The sequence below is a fragment of the Herbiconiux flava genome, assembly GCF_013409865.1.
GTDB lineage: Bacteria > Actinomycetota > Actinomycetes > Actinomycetales > Microbacteriaceae > Herbiconiux > Herbiconiux flava.
On sequence record NZ_JACCBM010000001.1, the window covers coordinates 3,016,228 to 3,032,836 of the forward strand.

General features: G+C 69.8%; 17 protein-coding genes and 1 tRNA gene. 8 read left to right on the forward strand and 10 right to left on the reverse strand.

Annotated features, from left to right (window positions below; genetic code table 11):
* Positions 1-38: 38 nt before the first annotated feature.
* The 4 genes from smpB to prfB all read right to left on the reverse strand — a co-directional run bounded on the left by smpB (position 39) and on the right by prfB (position 3,914).
* Positions 39-515, reverse strand: a complete 477-nt coding sequence (smpB, locus tag BJ984_RS14440; protein ID WP_173181252.1) for an SsrA-binding protein SmpB — start codon at positions 513-515, stop codon at positions 39-41.
* A gap of 110 nt (positions 516-625) precedes the next feature.
* The gene (gene ftsX / locus BJ984_RS14445; protein ID WP_179548591.1) at positions 626-1,540 is read right to left on the reverse strand and encodes a permease-like cell division protein FtsX; all 915 of its coding nucleotides are present in this window, start codon (positions 1,538-1,540) and stop codon (positions 626-628) included.
* Positions 1,537-2,697 (reverse strand): cell division ATP-binding protein FtsE, encoded by a 1,161-nt coding sequence (gene ftsE / locus BJ984_RS14450; RefSeq protein WP_179548592.1) that lies wholly within the window; start codon positions 2,695-2,697, stop codon positions 1,537-1,539. Before ftsE ends, ftsX begins: the two co-directional genes overlap by 4 nt.
* Positions 2,698-2,807: 110 nt before the next feature.
* Positions 2,808-3,914, reverse strand: coding sequence for a peptide chain release factor 2 (gene prfB, locus BJ984_RS14455; RefSeq protein ID WP_179548593.1), 1,107 nt, complete (start codon positions 3,912-3,914; stop codon positions 2,808-2,810).
* Between the two features lie 55 nt (positions 3,915-3,969).
* Between prfB and BJ984_RS14460 the strand changes: the two genes are divergently transcribed.
* From BJ984_RS14460 to BJ984_RS14470, 3 genes are all read left to right on the forward strand, one after another.
* Positions 3,970-5,232, forward strand: a complete 1,263-nt coding sequence (locus BJ984_RS14460) for an MFS transporter (RefSeq protein ID WP_179548594.1) — start codon at positions 3,970-3,972, stop codon at positions 5,230-5,232.
* Between the two features lie 41 nt (positions 5,233-5,273).
* Positions 5,274-5,355, forward strand: a tRNA-Leu gene (locus tag BJ984_RS14465).
* A gap of 55 nt (positions 5,356-5,410) precedes the next feature.
* Positions 5,411-6,175, forward strand: a complete 765-nt coding sequence (locus BJ984_RS14470; protein ID WP_271206548.1) for a DedA family protein — start codon at positions 5,411-5,413, stop codon at positions 6,173-6,175.
* A gap of 26 nt (positions 6,176-6,201) precedes the next feature.
* Here the strand turns inward: BJ984_RS14470 and BJ984_RS14475 are convergent, their stop codons facing one another.
* From BJ984_RS14475 to murI, 4 genes are read right to left on the reverse strand one after another with little or no spacing between them, the layout of a single operon-like run.
* On the reverse strand, positions 6,202-7,143 hold the full coding sequence (locus BJ984_RS14475; RefSeq protein WP_179548595.1) for a cation diffusion facilitator family transporter: 942 nt from the start codon (positions 7,141-7,143) through the stop codon (positions 6,202-6,204).
* 46 nt (positions 7,144-7,189) lie between these two features.
* On the reverse strand, positions 7,190-7,789 hold the full coding sequence (rdgB, locus tag BJ984_RS14480) for an RdgB/HAM1 family non-canonical purine NTP pyrophosphatase (RefSeq protein WP_246306789.1): 600 nt from the start codon (positions 7,787-7,789) through the stop codon (positions 7,190-7,192).
* Complete coding sequence (gene rph / locus BJ984_RS14485; RefSeq protein WP_179548597.1) at positions 7,786-8,550, reverse strand: ribonuclease PH; 765 nt, start codon at positions 8,548-8,550, stop codon at positions 7,786-7,788. Before rph ends, rdgB begins: the two co-directional genes overlap by 4 nt.
* Positions 8,547-9,383 carry a glutamate racemase gene (gene murI / locus BJ984_RS14490; protein ID WP_179548598.1) on the reverse strand — a complete coding sequence of 279 codons (837 nt, stop codon included), beginning with the start codon at positions 9,381-9,383 and terminating at the stop codon, positions 8,547-8,549. The genes rph and murI overlap by 4 nt, the downstream gene beginning before the upstream one ends.
* A gap of 39 nt (positions 9,384-9,422) precedes the next feature.
* Between murI and BJ984_RS14495 the strand changes: the two genes are divergently transcribed.
* Both BJ984_RS14495 and BJ984_RS14500 read left to right on the forward strand, forming a co-directional pair.
* Entirely contained in the window at positions 9,423-10,781 is a 1,359-nt protein-coding gene (locus BJ984_RS14495) for a nicotinate phosphoribosyltransferase (protein ID WP_179548599.1), read from the forward strand.
* Between the two features lie 54 nt (positions 10,782-10,835).
* Positions 10,836-11,129: a DUF3039 domain-containing protein gene (locus BJ984_RS14500; protein ID WP_173181261.1), complete on the forward strand. Its 294-nt coding sequence runs from the start codon at positions 10,836-10,838 to the stop codon at positions 11,127-11,129.
* 10 nt (positions 11,130-11,139) lie between these two features.
* Here BJ984_RS14500 and BJ984_RS14505 read toward each other — a convergent pair whose 3' ends face one another.
* Together BJ984_RS14505 and BJ984_RS19220 are read right to left on the reverse strand one after the other, a co-directional pair.
* The gene (locus BJ984_RS14505; protein ID WP_179548600.1) at positions 11,140-12,723 is read right to left on the reverse strand and encodes a hypothetical protein; all 1,584 of its coding nucleotides are present in this window, start codon (positions 12,721-12,723) and stop codon (positions 11,140-11,142) included.
* Complete coding sequence (locus BJ984_RS19220) at positions 12,699-13,955, reverse strand: ABC transporter ATP-binding protein (protein WP_373877439.1); 1,257 nt, start codon at positions 13,953-13,955, stop codon at positions 12,699-12,701. The genes BJ984_RS14505 and BJ984_RS19220 overlap by 25 nt, the downstream gene beginning before the upstream one ends.
* 244 nt (positions 13,956-14,199) lie before the next feature.
* On the opposite strand from BJ984_RS19220, the gene BJ984_RS14515 reads away from it, so the two are divergent.
* From BJ984_RS14515 to BJ984_RS14525, 3 genes are all read left to right on the forward strand, one after another.
* A complete protein-coding gene (locus tag BJ984_RS14515) occupies positions 14,200-14,892 on the forward strand; it encodes a phosphocholine cytidylyltransferase family protein (protein ID WP_179548601.1) in 693 nt (230 codons plus the stop codon).
* Positions 14,893-15,032: 140 nt separating this feature from the next.
* Complete coding sequence (locus BJ984_RS14520) at positions 15,033-15,818, forward strand: ABC transporter permease (RefSeq protein ID WP_179549483.1); 786 nt, start codon at positions 15,033-15,035, stop codon at positions 15,816-15,818.
* Positions 15,818-16,582 carry an ABC transporter ATP-binding protein gene (locus BJ984_RS14525; protein WP_179548602.1) on the forward strand — a complete coding sequence of 255 codons (765 nt, stop codon included), beginning with the start codon at positions 15,818-15,820 and terminating at the stop codon, positions 16,580-16,582. Before BJ984_RS14520 ends, BJ984_RS14525 begins: the two co-directional genes overlap by 1 nt.
* The last annotated feature ends 27 nt before the right edge of the window (positions 16,583-16,609 follow it).

Below are 16,609 nucleotides of genomic sequence, written 5' to 3' on the forward strand. Positions count from 1 at the left end.
ACCAGTGAGCAGGAGCCGCCGACCCGGCCGGGGAGCCCTCAGTCGCCGAGGTTGCGGCGGCCGGCCATGGCGCGATCAGCCTCGCGCTTGTCCTGCCGCTCGCGCAGCGTCTGGCGCTTGTCGTACTCGCGCTTTCCCTTGGCGACCGCGATCTCGACCTTGGCCCGTCCGTCGAGGAAGTAGAGCCGCAGCGGCACCAGTGTGTAGCCGCCCTCTTTGGTCTTGTGCGAGATTTTGATGATCTGCTCCTTGTGCAGGAGCATCTTGCGCTTGCGCCGGGGCGGGTGATTGTTCCAGGTGCCCTCGTTGTACTCGGGGATGTGCACGGCGTCGAGCCAGGCCTCTCCCCCGTCGATGAAGGCGTAGCCGTCGACGAGCGAGGCGCGGCCGGCGCGCAACGACTTGACCTCGGTGCCGGTGAGCACGAGGCCGGCCTCGTAGGTGTCTTCGATGGTGTAGTCGTGGCGCGCCTTGCGGTTGGTCGCGACGACCTTCTCTCCGCGTTCGCGGGGCACGGGCTTCTCCTGGGGTTCGATGACTGTGACGGCGTCGCCGGAGCGGTGACCGTGACGGGCCGCCGGATGCGGCAGCCCACCAGTCTATCCGGTCGGACGGTCGGGGGTGGTCAGACCTTCAGGTAGCGGGTGATCGCGAACTTCGCCGAGAAGGCCGCCAGCACGGCGCCCACCACCAGCAGGATCGGTGCCACCAGCAGGGCGTCTCCGATGCTCACGAACGAGGTGAACGGGAGCGCGGGCACGAGGAAGTCGCGCACGAAGAACTGCACGATCGCCACGATCGCGCCGCCCGCGAGGATCGATCCGATCAACGCGGCGATCACCCCCTCGAGGATGAACGGCGTCTGGATGAACCTGTTCGAGGCACCCACGAGCCGCATGATGCCGATCTCGCGGCGTCTCGAGAACGCGGAGAGCCGGATCGTGGTGGCGATCAGCAGCACGGCAGCCACGAGCATCAGGGCAGCGATGCCGATCGCGGTGTAGCTCGCGGCGTTCAGGATCGAAAAGATCTGCTCGAGGTAGCTGCGCTGGTCGGTGACGCTGTCGACACCGGCGAGGCCCGAGAGGCTCTCGACCAGAACGTCGGACTGGGTCGGGTCGACGAGGTTCACCCAGTAGGTCTGGTTCAGCAGGTCGGGGGTGACGTACTCGGTGACCGGGTTGCCGGCGAACTGCTTCTGGAAGTTCTCGTAGGCCTGGTCGTGGTCCTCGAAGTAGAACCGGTCGATGAACGGCGCGAGGGTGGGCGACTCGAGCTGCCCCTGCACGGCCGCGATCTGGTCGGGCGTCGCCTCGCCTCCGGCGCAGTTGTCGCCGCCGGAGGTCGCGGTGCACATGTACACGGCGACCTGGGCCTTGTCGTACCAGAAGTTCTTCATCTGGCCGATCTGCATCTGCAGCAGGATGGCCGTTCCCACGAAGGTGAGGGAGATGAAGGTCACGAGCACGACGGAGACGACCATCGAGACGTTGCGGCGGAGGCCGGTGCCGACCTCGCCCAGGATGAGTGCGAATCTCACGTCGTCGGCCCCACGTTCTGGTCGTTCGCCGGGTCGGCGGCGGCGCCGGGAGCCCGGAGGCCGAGCTTCTCGGCCAGGGTGAGCGACTCGGTGGCCGGGTCGCGGGGATCGTGCGGGGCGCCCTGCGGCGGCATCGGCGGCGCTGCGGCTGCGGCTGCGGCGGCCCGGTTCTGCTGCACCTGCTGGAGGGCTGCCGCCTGCTGCGCGGCGGCCTGCTGCTGGGCGGTGGCGCGCTGCTGGCGGGCGGCCTGCTCCTGGGCATCCGTCGTCTGCTCGGGGGCAGGAGGCACCGTGACGCGCTCACGCTCGGGCTCGGCCGGGCGCACGAAGGGCGTCGCCGCGGTCGCGGGAGGCATGGGGGGAACCTGGCGCACGGGCGCCGTGTGCGGCTGGGCGGGACCGGTCGGCCGCACGAGACCCTCGGAGAGGGCGATCTCGGCGGTGAGGCCCGAGTCCTGCAGAGCGATCTCGGCGGTCATGCCGTAGCCGCCCTGGTCTTCGTCACGCACGATCTGGCCGGTCACGAGCTCGACGACGCGGCGCTTCATGTGGTCGACGATCGCGTTGTCGTGGGTGGCCATCACGACGGTGGTGCCCCCGGCGTTGATGCGCTCGAGCACGGTCATGATGCCGGCACTGGTGGAGGGGTCGAGGTTTCCGGTCGGCTCGTCGGCCAGCAGGATGGCGGGCTTGTTGACGACCGCGCGGGCGATGGCCACGCGCTGCTGCTCACCGCCCGACAGCTCGTGCGGCAATCGGTTCGCCTTCTCGGCGAGACCGACCATCTGCAGCACGTCGGGCACGGCCTCCTGGATGAAGCCTCGGGACTTGCCGATGACCTGGAGGGTGAACGCGACGTTGTCGAAGACGTTCTTGCCGGGCAGCAGGCGGAAGTCCTGGAAGACGACACCGAGGTTGCGCCGGAAGTAGGGCACCTTGCGGTTGGAGATCGCGTTCAGGTCCTGCCCGAGCACGTGGATGTTTCCGCCCGTGGGGCGGTCCTCCTTGAGCACGAGGCGGAGGAAGCTGGACTTGCCCGAACCGGAGGCGCCGACGAGGAACACGAACTCGCCCCGGAGGATTTCGAGGTCGATCGAGTCGAGTGCCGGCCGCTTGGTGCCCCGGTAGGTTTTGGATACGTGATCAAACCGAATCATGACGTGATGACTCTAAGCAGAGCCCCCGGCGATCCCAGCGCGCGACTCGCTGGACACGCCGATTCATAGGATCCACATGAAGCGGCCGAGGAGGCCGGCATCTCCGGTCGCTAGTCCTGCTTGCGCTTGCGCCAGCGGATGCCCGCGTTGATGAAGCCGTCGAGGTCGCCGTCGAACACCGCGGAGGGGTTGTTGACCTCGTGGTCGGTGCGCAGGTCTTTAACCATCTGGTAAGGCGCCAGCACGTAGCTGCGCATCTGGTCGCCCCAGCTCGCGGTGATGGTGCCGGCGAGCTCCTTCTTCTGGGCCGCCTCCTGCTCGCGCTGGAGCAGCATCAGGCGCGACTGCAGCACCCGCATCGCCGCGGCGCGGTTCTGGATCTGGCTCTTCTCGTTCTGCATCGACACGACGGTGCCCGTCGGGAGGTGGGTGATGCGCACCGCCGAGTCGGTGGTGTTCACCGACTGGCCGCCGGGGCCGGAGGAGCGGAAGACGTCGACGCGGATGTCGTTCTCGGGGATCTCGATCACGGCGGCCTCTTCCAGCAGCGGGATGACCTCGACCGCGGCGAAGCTCGTCTGGCGCTTGCCGGCCGCGCCGAACGGGCTCATCCGCACGAGGCGGTGCGTGCCCGCCTCGACCGAGAGCGTGCCGAAGGCGTAGGGCGCGTCGATCTCGAAGGTGGCCGACTTGATGCCGGCCTCCTCGGCGTAGCTCGTCTCCATCACGGTGCTGGAGTAGCCGTGCTTCTCGGCCCAGCGCAGGTACATGCGCATCAGCATCTCGGAGAAGTCGGACGCATCGACGCCACCGGCCCCCGCACGGATCGTGATGACCGCCGGCCGCGCGTCGAACTCGCCGTTCAGCAGCGTCTGCACCTCGAGGTCGCCGAGCACCTTCTGCAGCGAGACGAGCTCGACGCGGGCCTCCTCGGCCGACTCCTCGTCGCCCGCCTCGTTGGCGAGCTCGATCAGCACCTCGAGGTCGTCCAGCCGCGACTCGATCGACTCGATCTTCGCCAGCTCGCCCTGCCGGTGGCTGAGGGCGCTCGTGATCTTCTGCGCCTTCTCGGTGTCGTCCCACAGATCGGGCACACCGGCCTCCTCGCTGAGGCGGGCGATCTCGGCCCGGAGGCCGTCGACGTCGACCACCGTCCGGATGTCGGCGAAGGTGCTTCGCAGCTGGGCGATCTGGTCACTGAGGTCTAAGTCGAGCATTATGCGAGAAGTCTACCGGGCGGGCCAATCGTTAGCGGGGGTAAACTAATCGGTGATGAGCGACGCACAGACCGACACCTTCCGGTTCCGCTCGATCGCGCTCCCGGCCCTCCTGCCCTCCCTGCTGTTCGCGATCGGCGAGGGCGCGGTGATCCCGATCATCCCGGGCATCGCCCACTCCCTCGGCGCCGGGCTCGCGGGCGCCGGCCTGATCGCCGCGATGATCGTGGTGGGGCAGCTCGTCGGCGACATCCCGAGCGGCTGGCTGGTGTCGAGGATCGGCGAGCGACGCTCGATGATCGCGGCGGGCATCCTCTCCCTCTTCTCCGTCGTGCTGGCGATGCTCGCGCCGAACGCCGTGCTGTTCGGCGTCGGCATCTTCCTGCTCGGGCTCTCGGCCGCGGTGTTCGCGCTCGCCCGGCAGGCGTTCATGACGAGCTTCGTGCCGGTGCGCATCCGGGCCCGTGCCCTGTCGACGCTCGGTGGCGCATTCCGGGCGGGCTGGTTCGTCGGGCCGTTCCTCGGCAGCGCGGTGATCACCCTGACCGGCAGCGTCTGGACCGCGTTCGGGGTGCACATCATCTGCCTCGTGGCCGTCGTGATCATCCTGCTCCGGATGCCCGACCCGACCGCCCGCCTCACGCAGCCCGATGCCGGACGGACGCTCGTCGAGGCCGAGGCGAAGGGTCTGTTCCGCACCATCGCCGACAACCGCGGCGTGCTGCTGCGCGTCGGATCCGGAGCCGGCGTCGTGGGCGCCCTCCGCGCCAGCCGGATGGCCATCCTGCCGCTCTGGGCCGTGAGCATCGGCCTCTCGCCCTCGACCACCGCGCTCGTGATCGGCCTCGGCGGTGCCGCCGACTTCGCCCTGTTCTACACCAGCGGCTGGATCATGGACCGCTTCGGCCGGCTCTGGAGCGTCGTGCCCTCGATGGTCGGCATGGGCGCCGCGCTGATCACGCTCTCGTTCACCCACGACCTCGGCGGCGCGGAGCAGTGGTTCGTCGTGATCGCGATCGTGATGGGAGTGGCGAACGGCGTGGGCAGCGGCATCATCATGACGCTCAGCGCCGATCTCGCGCCGCGCGAGAACCCGGCGCCCTTCCTCGGCGCCTTCCGCTTCACCGCCGACGCGGGGGCGGCGCTCGCCCCGCTCGGCGTCTCGGCCGTGGTGGCGGTCGCGTCGCTGCCGCTGGCGACCGGACTGGTCGGCGTCGTCGGCATCGTCGGTGCGGGCATCCTGATCCGGGCCATCCCCCGCTACCTGCCGCGGCCGGGCCGCGCGGCGGCGCTCGAGACCGCCCCGCCGGCTCGCTGACAAGCCGCCGACGACCCACCCCCTACACTGGATTTGCGTCTGCGGGAGTGGTGGAATTGGCAGACACGCAGGATTTAGGTTCCTGTGCTTTCGAGCGTGAGGGTTCAAGTCCCTTCTCCCGCACTCTCATCGATTTGCCGCCGGGCGGACGACCGCCCCGACGACTGGAGAACCGACCGTGATCGCCGCCGCACCTGCCGCCCTCATCCCCTGGCTCGATCCGAACACGCTTCTCAGCGGTGTCTTCGGCCCCGTGGCCCTGCTCGTCGTCTGCGCGATCGTGTTCGCCGAGACCGGCCTGCTGGTCGGCTTCCTGCTGCCGGGCGACACGCTGCTGTTCTTCACCGGCGTGCTCGCCGTCGGGGGCAAGTTCGGCATCGACATCTGGTGGGTCTGCCTCGCCATCTCGCTCGCGGCGTTCCTCGGCGGCGAGGTGGGGTATCTGATCGGCCACAAGCTCGGCCCGCGGGTGTTCGAGCGCAAGGAGTCGGGGCTGTTCAGTGTGCGCAACGTCGAGCGCACCAACGCCTTCTTCGAGCGCTTCGGCGCACTCGCCGTGATCATGGCCCGCTTCGTGCCGATCGTCCGCACCTTCGCGCCGATCGCCGCAGGCGTCGGGCACATGAATTACAAGAGATACTCGCTCTACAACGCCATCGGCGCCCTGATCTGGGGCTCGGGCATCGTGCTGCTCGGCTTCGCCCTCGGCCAGATCGAGCCGGTGCGCGAGTTCACCGAGAAGTACCTCGACATCGTGCTGATCGCCGTGGTGGTGCTCACGGTCATCCCGACCGTGTTCCACTACATCCGCGAGTCCCGCAAGGCCAAGCGCGACGTGCTCGAGGCCGAGGCCGAAGAGGTCGAGATCACCGGTGCGGCCGAGCGGCTGACGCTCGAGCCGGAGGTGTTCGGCGGAGACGTCGACACGAAGCCCAAGGGCTAGCTGGACTGTCGGCCCGACCCCGCGCCCTAGCGGTGCGGGTTCTCCTCGTGCCGCGCGTGCTCGACCGGTTCCAGCTGGAACGTCGAGTGCTGGACGTCGAAGTGCCCCTCGAGGCACTCCCCCAGCGAGTCCAGCAGCAGCCCGGTCTCGCCGCGCTCGAACACGAGCGGCTCCACCACGACGTGGGCCGAGAACACGTAGCGGCCCGAGGTGATGGCCCAGACGTGCACGTCGTGCACCTCGACCACTCCGGGCTCCGCCATGATGTGCGAGCGGATGCCCGAAACGTCCATGCTCGGCGGTGTCGCCTGACTCAGCACCTGCACGACGTCGCGGAGGAGCGACACCGCGCGGGGGACGATCATCGCGGCGATCGCGAGTGACGCGATGGCGTCGGCCTTCTCGAAGCCGGTGGTCAGGATGACGACGGCCGCCACGATGACGGCGATCGAGCCGAGCAGGTCGCCGAGCACCTCGAGGTAGGCGCCGCGCATGTTGATCGAGGATTTCGCGCCCCCGCGCAGCACCATCAGCGAGGCGAAGTTCGCCACGAGGCCCACGGCCGCGACGCCCAGCATGAGCGCGCCCTGCACCTCGGCGGCCTCGCTGGAGAGCAGCCGGCCGACGGCCTCGATCGTGACGAACACCGCGACGACGATGAGGATCAGGCTGTTGATCAGCGCCCCGAACACCTCGGCGCGCTGATAGCCGTAGCTGTGCCGCTCGTTCGGCGGCCGCGCCGCCACGACGGTGGCGATCAGCGCGACGATCAGCCCGATCAGGTCGGACAGCATGTGCCCGGCGTCGGCGAAGAGCGACAGCGATCCGGAGAGCACGGCACCGACGGCCTCGACCACGAGCACGGTAGAGACGATCGCGATGGCGACGGTCAGACGGCGGCGGTTCGCGCCGGCGCCGTGCGAATGACCGTGGGAGTGGCCCTCGGCAGTGCCCCGTGCATCCGTCATACCGACCACCGTAACCGCCCGTGGGTGCCTCACGGGCGCGTTTCGGCTAGTCGGGAATGACGTTCATTCTCAACACCGGGATGGCGGCCTCGAAGGCCCGCGCGCGGTGGCTGATCGCGTTCTTCTCGGCGGGGCTCAGCTCGGCGGCCGAGACCTCGAGACCCTCGGGCACGAACACCGGGTCGTAGCCGAAGCCGCCCGCACCCGCCGCCTCGCGCGCGAGCCGCCCGGGCCAGCGGCCCGAGACGACCTGCTCGAAGCCGGTCGCCGGCACGACGATCGCGATGTGGCAGGCGAAGCTCGCCGCGCGGTGCTCGTCGCGCACGTCGGAGAGCTGGTCGAGCAGCAGCTCGACGTTCGCGCGGTCGCCCTTGCCGTGGCCGGCCCAGCGCGCCGAGAAGATGCCGGGCGCGCCGCCCAGCACGTCGACGCAGATGCCGGAGTCGTCGGCGAGGGCCGGCAGGCCGGAGTGCTCGGCCGCCGTGCGCGCCTTGATCAGAGCGTTCTCGGCGAAGCTCACACCGTCCTCGACGGGCTCGGGGCCGTCGTAGGCGACGATCTCGAGCTCGGGAAGGGCCTGGCCGAGGATGTTCTGGAACTCCTCGACCTTGTGCGCGTTGTGGGTCGCGAGCACGACGCGCATCAGGCGGTCTCCCCGGCGTCGTCCGTCAGCACCGCGGTCTGCAGCGTCGCGAGCTCGGCGGTGCCGTGCAGGGCCAGGTCGAGCAGGGCGTTCAGCTCGGTGCGGTCGAAGGGTGCGCCCTCGGCGGTGCCCTGCACCTCGACGAAGAGGCCCCGGCCGGTGACGACGACGTTCATGTCGGTCTCGGCCCGCACGTCCTCGACGTAGGCGAGGTCGAGCATCGGCGTACCGTCGATGATGCCCACCGAGACGGCCGAGACCGAGTCGATCAGCGGCTGGGACTTCTGGCCGATGAACTTCTTCTGGCGGGCCCACTCGATGGCATCGACCATCGCGACGTAGGCGCCGGTGATCGCGGCGGTGCGGGTGCCGCCGTCGGCCTGCAGCACGTCGCAGTCGATCACGATCGTGTTCTCGCCGAGTGCCTTCATGTCGACGACGGCGCGGAGCGAGCGGCCGATCAGGCGGGAGATCTCGTGGGTGCGGCCGCCGATGCGGCCCTTCACCGACTCGCGGTCGGTGCGCGAGTTCGTGGCGCGGGGCAGCATCGAGTACTCCGCCGTCACCCAGCCCTTGCCCGAGCCCGACTTCCAGCGCGGCACGCCGTTGGTGAAGGATGCGGTGCAGAGCACTTTGGTCTTGCCGAACGACACCAGGGCCGAGCCCTCCGCCTGGTCGCTCCAACCGCGCTCGATCGTGACGCGACGCAGCTGGTCGGCCGTGCGGCCGTCTTTTCGGGGGCCGGTGGTCGGGGAATCGGTCACGGTGCTCTCCTTGCGGGATGGGGGATGGGGATGACGCCGGTCTCCACGAGCTCGACCCGCGAGACCTCGGGGCCGAGGAACATCTCGGCCAGGCGCAGGAACTCCTGCGCGCTCGTGCCGGTGGCCTCGTAGCGGTACTCGGGAGGTTCGGTGCTCGTGCGCTCCATTCCGGTGCGGACGAGGGTGCGGTAGACGTCGTTGGCGGTCTCGGTGTCGCTCGAGACGAGCCGCACGCCCTCCCCCACGACGTAGGAGATGGCGCCCTTCAGGAACGGGTAGTGGGTGCAGCCGAGCACGAGGGTGTCGATGCCCTGCTCGACGAGCGGCGTCAGGTAGTGCTCGGCCAGGGCGACGAGCTCGCGGCTGGTGGTGTCGCCGGCCTCGACGTGCTCGACGAACTCAGGGCAGGCCTGGGTGAACAGCTCGAGGTGCGGGGCTGCCGCGAAGGCGTCGTTGTAGGCGCGGGAGGTGATCGTCGCCTCGGTGCCGATGACGCCGACGCGGTCGTTGCGGGTGACGGTGACCGCCGTGCGGACGGCCGGCTGGATGACCTCGATCACCGGCACGTCGTAGCGCTCCCGGGCGTCGCGGAGCATGGCGGCGGACGCCGTGTTGCACGCGATCACGAGCATCTTCACGTCCTGGGCGACGAGGTCGTCGAGCACGTCGAGCGCGTAGCGGCGCACGTCGGCGAGGGGCTTCGGCCCGTAGGGCGAGTGGGCGGTGTCGCCGACGTAGAGGATGGACTCGCGCGGGAGCTGGTCGCGCACCGAGCGGGCGACCGTCAGCCCGCCGACTCCGGAGTCGAAGATCCCGATCGGCGCGTCACTCACGGTAGACCAGCCTAGCCCCGCCCGTTCTAAGCTCGAGCCGTGACCTCCTCCGCTGCCTCTCCCGCTGCTTCCCCTGCGGCCTCCCCCGCCGCCTCGACCGCGCTCCTGACCGACCGCTACGAGCTCACGATGGTCGACGCCGCGCTGCGGGCCGGCACCCACGACCGCCCGAGCGTGTTCGAGGCCTTCGGCCGCTCGCTCCCCCGGGGCCGGCGGTACGGGGTCGTCGCGGGCACCGGGCGGCTGCTCGAACTGATCGAGCGGTTCCGCTTCGGCGACGACGAGCTCGACTGGCTGCGCGCGAACGAGGTCGTCAGCGCCCCGACGCTCGACTGGCTGGCCGACTACCGCTTCACCGGCACGATCACGGGCTACCGGGAGGGCGAGGTCTACTTCCCCGGCTCGCCGCTGCTCGTCGTGGAGTCGAGCTTCGCCGAGGGCGTCGTGCTCGAGACGCTGATCCTCAGCGTGCTGAACTACGACTCCTCGGTGGCGGGCGCCGCGGCGCGGATGGTGTCTGCCGCGCGGGGACGGCCACTCGCCGAGATGGGATCGCGCCGCACCGGGGAGCGCTCGGCCGTCGCCGCCGCGCGCGCCGCGTACATCGCCGGGTTCGGGGCCAGCTCGAACCTCGAGGCGGGGCGCAGCTGGGGGGTGCCGACGATGGGCACCGCCGCCCACGCGTTCACGATGCTGCACGACTCCGAGGAGGAGGCGTTCCGGGCGCAGGTCGACGCGCTCGGACCCTCGACGACGCTGCTCGTCGACACCTACGACGTGCCGGCCGGCGTCGCCACCGCCGTGCGCGTCGCGGGGACCTCGCTCGGCGCCGTGCGGCTCGACTCGGGCGACCTGCTGACGCTGGTGCACGAGGTGCGCGAGCAGCTCGACTCGCTCGGTGCCGCCTCGACGAAGATCACCGTCACGAACGACCTCGACGAGTACGCCATCGCGGCGCTGGCGGCCACGCCGGTCGACTCCTACGGGGTCGGCACCTCGCTGGTGACGGGCTCCGGCCATCCGGCGGCGGGGATGGTCTACAAGCTGGTGGCGCGGCAGGGGGCGGACGGGGCATGGGTGTCGGTCGCCAAGAAGTCGGCCGACAAGGCCACGCACGGGGGGCGTAAGCATCCGGTGAGGCTCCTCGGAGCATCCGGGACCGCGGTGTCGGAGACGATCTACGTGGGCGACGCGGCACCGGCCTCGGCGCTCGGAGCGGGGCGGGCCCTGCACGTGACTCTCGTCGTGGACGGACTGGTGCAGGACGGGTTCACGGGTGCCGAGGGCGTGCGGGCCGCACGCTCGCACCACGCCTCGGCCGTCGCGGAGCTGCCGGGTGAGGCGTTCCGGCTGGCGGCCGGCGAGCCGGTCGTGCCGACCGTGTACGAGACCGTCTGAGCAGCTGCTCCGGTACGGGCCGAGCACCCCGCGACGCGTTCTAGAATCGTCTCCATGTCCGATCCTCTCGCGCGCACCTCCGAACCCGGCGACCTCCCCGACGGCGGTGGCGGAACCACGACGCTCGATCGCGAGCTCGAGGAGCTGCTCAACACCGAGAACATCGATCCGGGCGATCACGAGCGCTTCTCGCACTACGTCGAGAAGGACAAGATCCTCGAGTCGGCGATGACCGGCAAGCCCGTCAAGGCGCTCTGCGGCAAGAAGTGGACCCCGGGCCGCGACCCGGAGAAGTTCCCGATCTGCCCCACCTGCAAGGAGATCTACGAGCGCCTGCTCGACGAGTGATCGTCCGGCGCTAGTTGCGCTGGGCCGCGGCGAGGATCTCGGGGCCGCGACGGTCGAAGATGCGGGCGCCGGCGATGACGCCGACGACGAGCACCACGACGCCGACGCCGAGGCCGGTCCAGAGCGAGACCCAGAGGTACATCGGGTCGACGAACACGCCGAGCACGCCGTAGACGAGCGCCGGGGTCGACAGCGCGATGGTGCCGAAGAGCGAGAACAGCTGCGCCAGCACCGAGGTGGGCCCGGTGGACTGGGGCTGCGTGAAGGCGCTGTCGCCCGGGCGCGTGGCCGCGTAGGGGAAGCGGGCCGAGAAGATGCTGCCGAGACCGAGGCCGGTCAGCACGAGGCAGGTGCAGACGCCCAGCACGGCGGGCAGCGCATCCAGATCGTCGGCGAAGAGCACGCTGAGGAACGAGCCGATGCCGATCAGCGGAACGGCGATCAGCACGATCGGGATCATGCGGCCGATGCGGTCGGCGAGACCGACCTTGCCGGCCACCAGGTGCAGCCAGACGGCGGTGTTGTCGAAGGCCGTGTCGTTGTGCACGACCCAGCCGAGGAAGACGCACATCATCGGCAGGGGCAGCAGGGCCAGGTACTCGATCGGCACGCCGACGAACGCGAAGACGAGCACGGCGAGCACGGCGGGAGCCGGCACGATGACGAGCTGGGCGAAGTAGCGGGGGTCGCGGGCCCAGTAGGTGAGCACGCGGGCCGCGATGGCGCCCGTGGGGGTCGACGGGGTGCGACCGAACCAGCCGAGACCCGCCTCGTCACGGGTCTCGTCGTCGCGGGTGCCGGGTGAGACCAGCATCAGGCCGACGAGGCCGCGCCAGGCGAGCCAGAGCAGGCCCACGGTCGCGACCGCGATCAGGAGCTTCAGCACCGCGTAGACCCACTGGCCGTTCACGGCGTCGGCGGGGACGGCCCAGGCGGCGCCGAGCGGCGTCCAGCCGAGGGCACCCGCGAGGGCCGGCAGCACGCCGTCGCCGGCGGAGGCGTTGCCGCCCCAGCTGGTGATCATGAGCAGCAGGAGGCCGGGCACGAGCACCACGACGGCGAGCACGCCGACCACGGCGCCCACCTCGCGGGCGCGCCGGCTGGTGAAGGCGAAGGAGCCGAGCGAGATCGAGATGCGGGCACCGAGCACGCAGGTGATCGCGCCGATCAGGCCCGAGACGATCGCGAGCAAGGTCGACCCGGGCGATTGCGACCACGTGATGGCGGTGGCGAGGCCGACGATCGTGACGACCAGGGCGGGGACGCCGAGGAAGGCGGCGACCAGCAGGCCGATCGCGAGGCGCCCGTCGGTGACGCCGAACAGGGCGAAGGAGCGCGGGTCGAGGCGGTCGGTCAGGCCGAACACCACGGGCACCAGCCAGAAGGCGGCGACCACGACGCTGCCCGAGATGACGACGATCGTGCGGGCGAGCTCGGGATCGGCGTCACGCAGGGTGACGAGGCCGGCCACCAGCGCGATCGTCATGACCGCCGCGTAGGCGAGGCCGATCAGCACCCCCACCAGCTGCGACGCCGGACGCCGCCCGGCGTTTCCGAGCAGTCGCAGTCTCAGTCGGAGGAACTCAGCAACCATTCCATGCCTTCCGCGCTCTTGCGGCCGCCGGCCAGCTCGATGAAGCGCTCCTCGAGCGTGCCGCCCTCGCGCACCTCGTCGACCGTGCCCTTGGCGAGCACCCGGCCCTCGACGATGATCGCGACCCGGTCGCAGACGCGCTGGATCATGTCCATGCTGTGGCTGGAGAGCACGACCGTGCCGCCTCCGGCCACGTAGCGCTCCAGGATCTCGACGACGTTCGACGCCGACACCGGGTCGACCGACTCGAACGGCTCGTCGAGCACCAGGATGCGCGGCGAGTGGATCATCGAGCTCGCCAGGGCGATCTTCTTGGTCATGCCCACCGAGTAGTCGGAGACCAGGCGGTTGATCGCGTCCTCGAGGCCGAAGGCCACCGTAAGGTCGTCGGCGCGCTGACGCACCGTCGCCGAGTCGAGTCCGCGGAGCGTGCCGGAGTAGTGCAGCAGCTGACGGCCGGTGAGGCGGTCGAACAGACGGAGGCGGTCGGGCAGCACGCCGATCAGCCGCTTCGCCGCGGCCGGGTCGCGCCAGACGTCGTGGCCGAAGACCGTGATGGAGCCGCCACCCGGACGGAGGAGGCCCGTGGCCATCGAGAGCGTCGTGGTCTTGCCGGCGCCGTTCGGGCCGACGATGCCGTAGAAGGAGCCCTGGGGCACGTCGATGTCGATGCCCGCGACGGCCGTGGTGCTGCCGAACTTCTTCGTCAGGCCCGAGATGGAGAGGCTGATGCGGTTCGGGTCGAGGTCGCGCACGACGGATGCCGGAGCGGAGCGCTGGGCCGGGCGGCGCGCCGGGGTGCGGGGCTTCGAGGGGGTGCGGGGGGCGGCCGGGGTCGTGGCGCCGGAAGCGGGCTTGCGCTGCACCGGCTTGCGGGGGCTGGCGGGCTTCTTGGCCGGTGCCTTCGCGGCAGGCGCGGTGGTGGCGGCCTCGGGGGGCCGGGTCGCCTCGGGGGGCTGGGTCGCCTCGGGGGCGGCCTGAGCATCCGGAACCGTCGTCGGGTCGGCGGCCTTGGCGGTCGCCGCACGGGCTGCCGCGGTCTTCGCCGCGGTCGTCTTGGGCGCGGTGGTGCGCGCGGCAGTCGTCTTGGCGGCGGCGGGCGTGCGCTTCACCGGCTTGCGGGGCGCTGCGGAGCTCGTGGCGGCCGCCGAGGTGGCCGGTGCCTTTCGAGGTGCGCGCTGATCGCCCGAGCGCGCTCCTCCAGCATCTGGAGTGTCTGACTCTGAGCTCACCGCACCAACCTATCAATCCCGTCGAGACGCCGCACCGGCCCCAGGCGCACGTTCACGAAGCCCCCAGTCTGACACTCCCGGCCCCCGCCGACGCATCACGAAAGAGAAACGATACACGGGTTTCCCCTTGCCCGAAAAAGGGCTCATAGTACGCTGTCAGGAGGCATGAAGACGTGTCTGGATCATGACCATGAGGTTAACCAGGCCTGAGAACTGGCCGAACCCATCGACCAGAGGAGAAAACATGACAACGCAGGTCGTCATTCTCGCCGCCGGCATGGGCAGCCGCTTGGGCCGCTCACTTCCGAAGCCGCTCACCGAGCTGAGCGACGGGCGCACCATCATGGGGCAGCAGTTCGACAACATCCGCCACACCTTCGGCAGCGCCGCCAAGGTCACCGTGGTCGTCGGCTACAAGCTCGAGCACATCATCGAGGCGTTCCCCGACGCGTCCTTCGTCTACAACGAGGAGTACGACCAGACGAACACCTCGAAGAGCCTGCTGCGCGCCCTCCAGGCGTCAACCTCGGGCGGGGTGCTGTGGATGAACGGTGACGTCGTCTTCTCTCCCAGCGTGCTCGACCGCACCGTGCCTCTGATCGCGCGCGACCAGTCCTTCGTCACGGTCAACACCGCCAAGGTGTCCGACGAGGAGGTCAAGTACACGACCACCGCCGAGGGCTACATCGACGAGCTGTCGAAGACCGTCGTCGGCGGGCTCGGCGAGGCCGTAGGCATCAACTACATCTCCTCCCGCGACAAGGCGGCGTTCATCCGCCACCTGCAGCGCGTCAACGATCAGGACTACTTCGAGCGCGGCCTCGAGCTCGCCATCGAGAAGGACGGCGTGCTCGTCGAGCCGATCGACATCAGCGACCTGTACGCGGTCGAGGTCGACTTCGCGGAAGACCTGGAGCGCGCGAACCTGTTCGTGTGACCTGTGATTCCGGCGTCCTCGCCGCCGGAATCGCCTCGGCGAACCTGACTGGCGGTGCTGATTGCCTTCACCCGGGGGCGGGGCGTTAGGCTGAGCCCTCAGGCGACGAAAGGGCACCATCCGTGAGCGCAGCGACACAGCTGCCGCCGGCGCGCAAGGGCGGCGGATGGTCGCGGTACCGTCACTCACTCTGGCTCCTGACCCGCCGCGACCTGCGGGTGCGCTATTCCACCTCGGCGCTCGGCTACGTCTGGTCGATCCTCGATCCGCTCGTCATGGCGGGCATCTACTGGTTCGTCTTCACCCAGGTGTTCCAGCGACCCGTCGGCGCCGAGCCGTACATCGTCTTCCTGCTCTCGGCGCTGCTGCCGTGGATGTGGTTCAACGGCTCGGTGTCCGACTCGACCCGTGCCTTCCTGCGGGAGGCGAAGCTCATCCGCTCGACGAAGATCCCGCGCACGATCTGGGTGAACCGCCTCGTGCTCTCCAAGGGCATCGAGTTCGTGGCGAGCATCCCGGTGCTGGCCTTCTTCGCGATCTTCTCGGGCGCGGCCGTCAACGTCGACCTCGTCTGGTTCCCGCTCGGCATCCTGCTGCAGGCCGTGCTGACCGTCGGAGTGACGCTCATCGTCGCGCCGCTCGTGGTGTTCTTCCGTGACCTCGAGCGGGCCGTGAAGCTCGCGCTGCGGTTCCTGTTCTACGCCTCGCCCATCATCTACGGCACCCACGACCTGCCCTCCGAGCTGCAGAGCTGGGCGGCCTTCAATCCATTGAGCGGCATCTTCTCGCTCTACCGGGCCGGGTTCTTCCCCGATCAGCTGGACTGGTACCAGGTCGGCATCGGTGGCCTGATGTCGCTCGTGCTGCTGGCGATCGGCGTGCTCGTCTTCCAGCGCTCGGAGCGCTCGGTGCTGAAGGAGATCTGATGGCGTCGGGATCTGATCGGACGGTCGGCGCGGGTCACGACGTGATCGCGGTCGAGAAGGTGGGCATCCGCTTCAAACGCAACCGCCGCGCCCGCCGCAGCTTCAAGGACCTGTTCGCCGGCAGCACCCGCCGCTCGCGCCCCGACGAGTTCTGGGCGCTCCGCGACGTGAGCTTCACGGTCGAGCAGGGCGAGGCGATCGGGGTGATCGGCCGCAACGGCCAGGGCAAGTCGACGCTGCTCAAGCTCGTCGCCGAGGTCGTGCTGCCCGACGAGGGCCGCGTCGGTGTGTTCGAAGGCGTGGCGCCGCTGATCGAGATCACCGGCGGCTTCGTCGACGACCTCTCGGTGCGCGACAACGTGTACCTGACCGCGGGCCTGCACGGCATGACGCGCAAGGAGGTCGACGCCCGCTTCGACTCGATCATCGAGTTCGCCGAGATCGGCGACTTCCTCGACACCCCGTACAAGCATCTGTCGAGCGGGATGCGCGTGCGCATCGCCTTCTCGGTCATCGCGCAGCTCGAGGAGCCGATCATCCTGGTCGACGAGGTGCTGGCCGTGGGCGACAAGGGCTTCCGGGAGAAATGCTACCGGCGGATCGAGGAGCTGCTAGCCGGTGGCCGCACGCTGTTCTTCGTGTCGCACAACGAGCGTGACCTGCGGCGCTTCTGCACCCGGGGGCTGTACCTCGACAAGGGGCGGCTGGTGTTCGACGGGCCGATCGACGAGGCGCTGGCGAGGTACGCGGCCGACACGGCCTGAGGGGCGACTCCTCCCGCAATTGCCTGT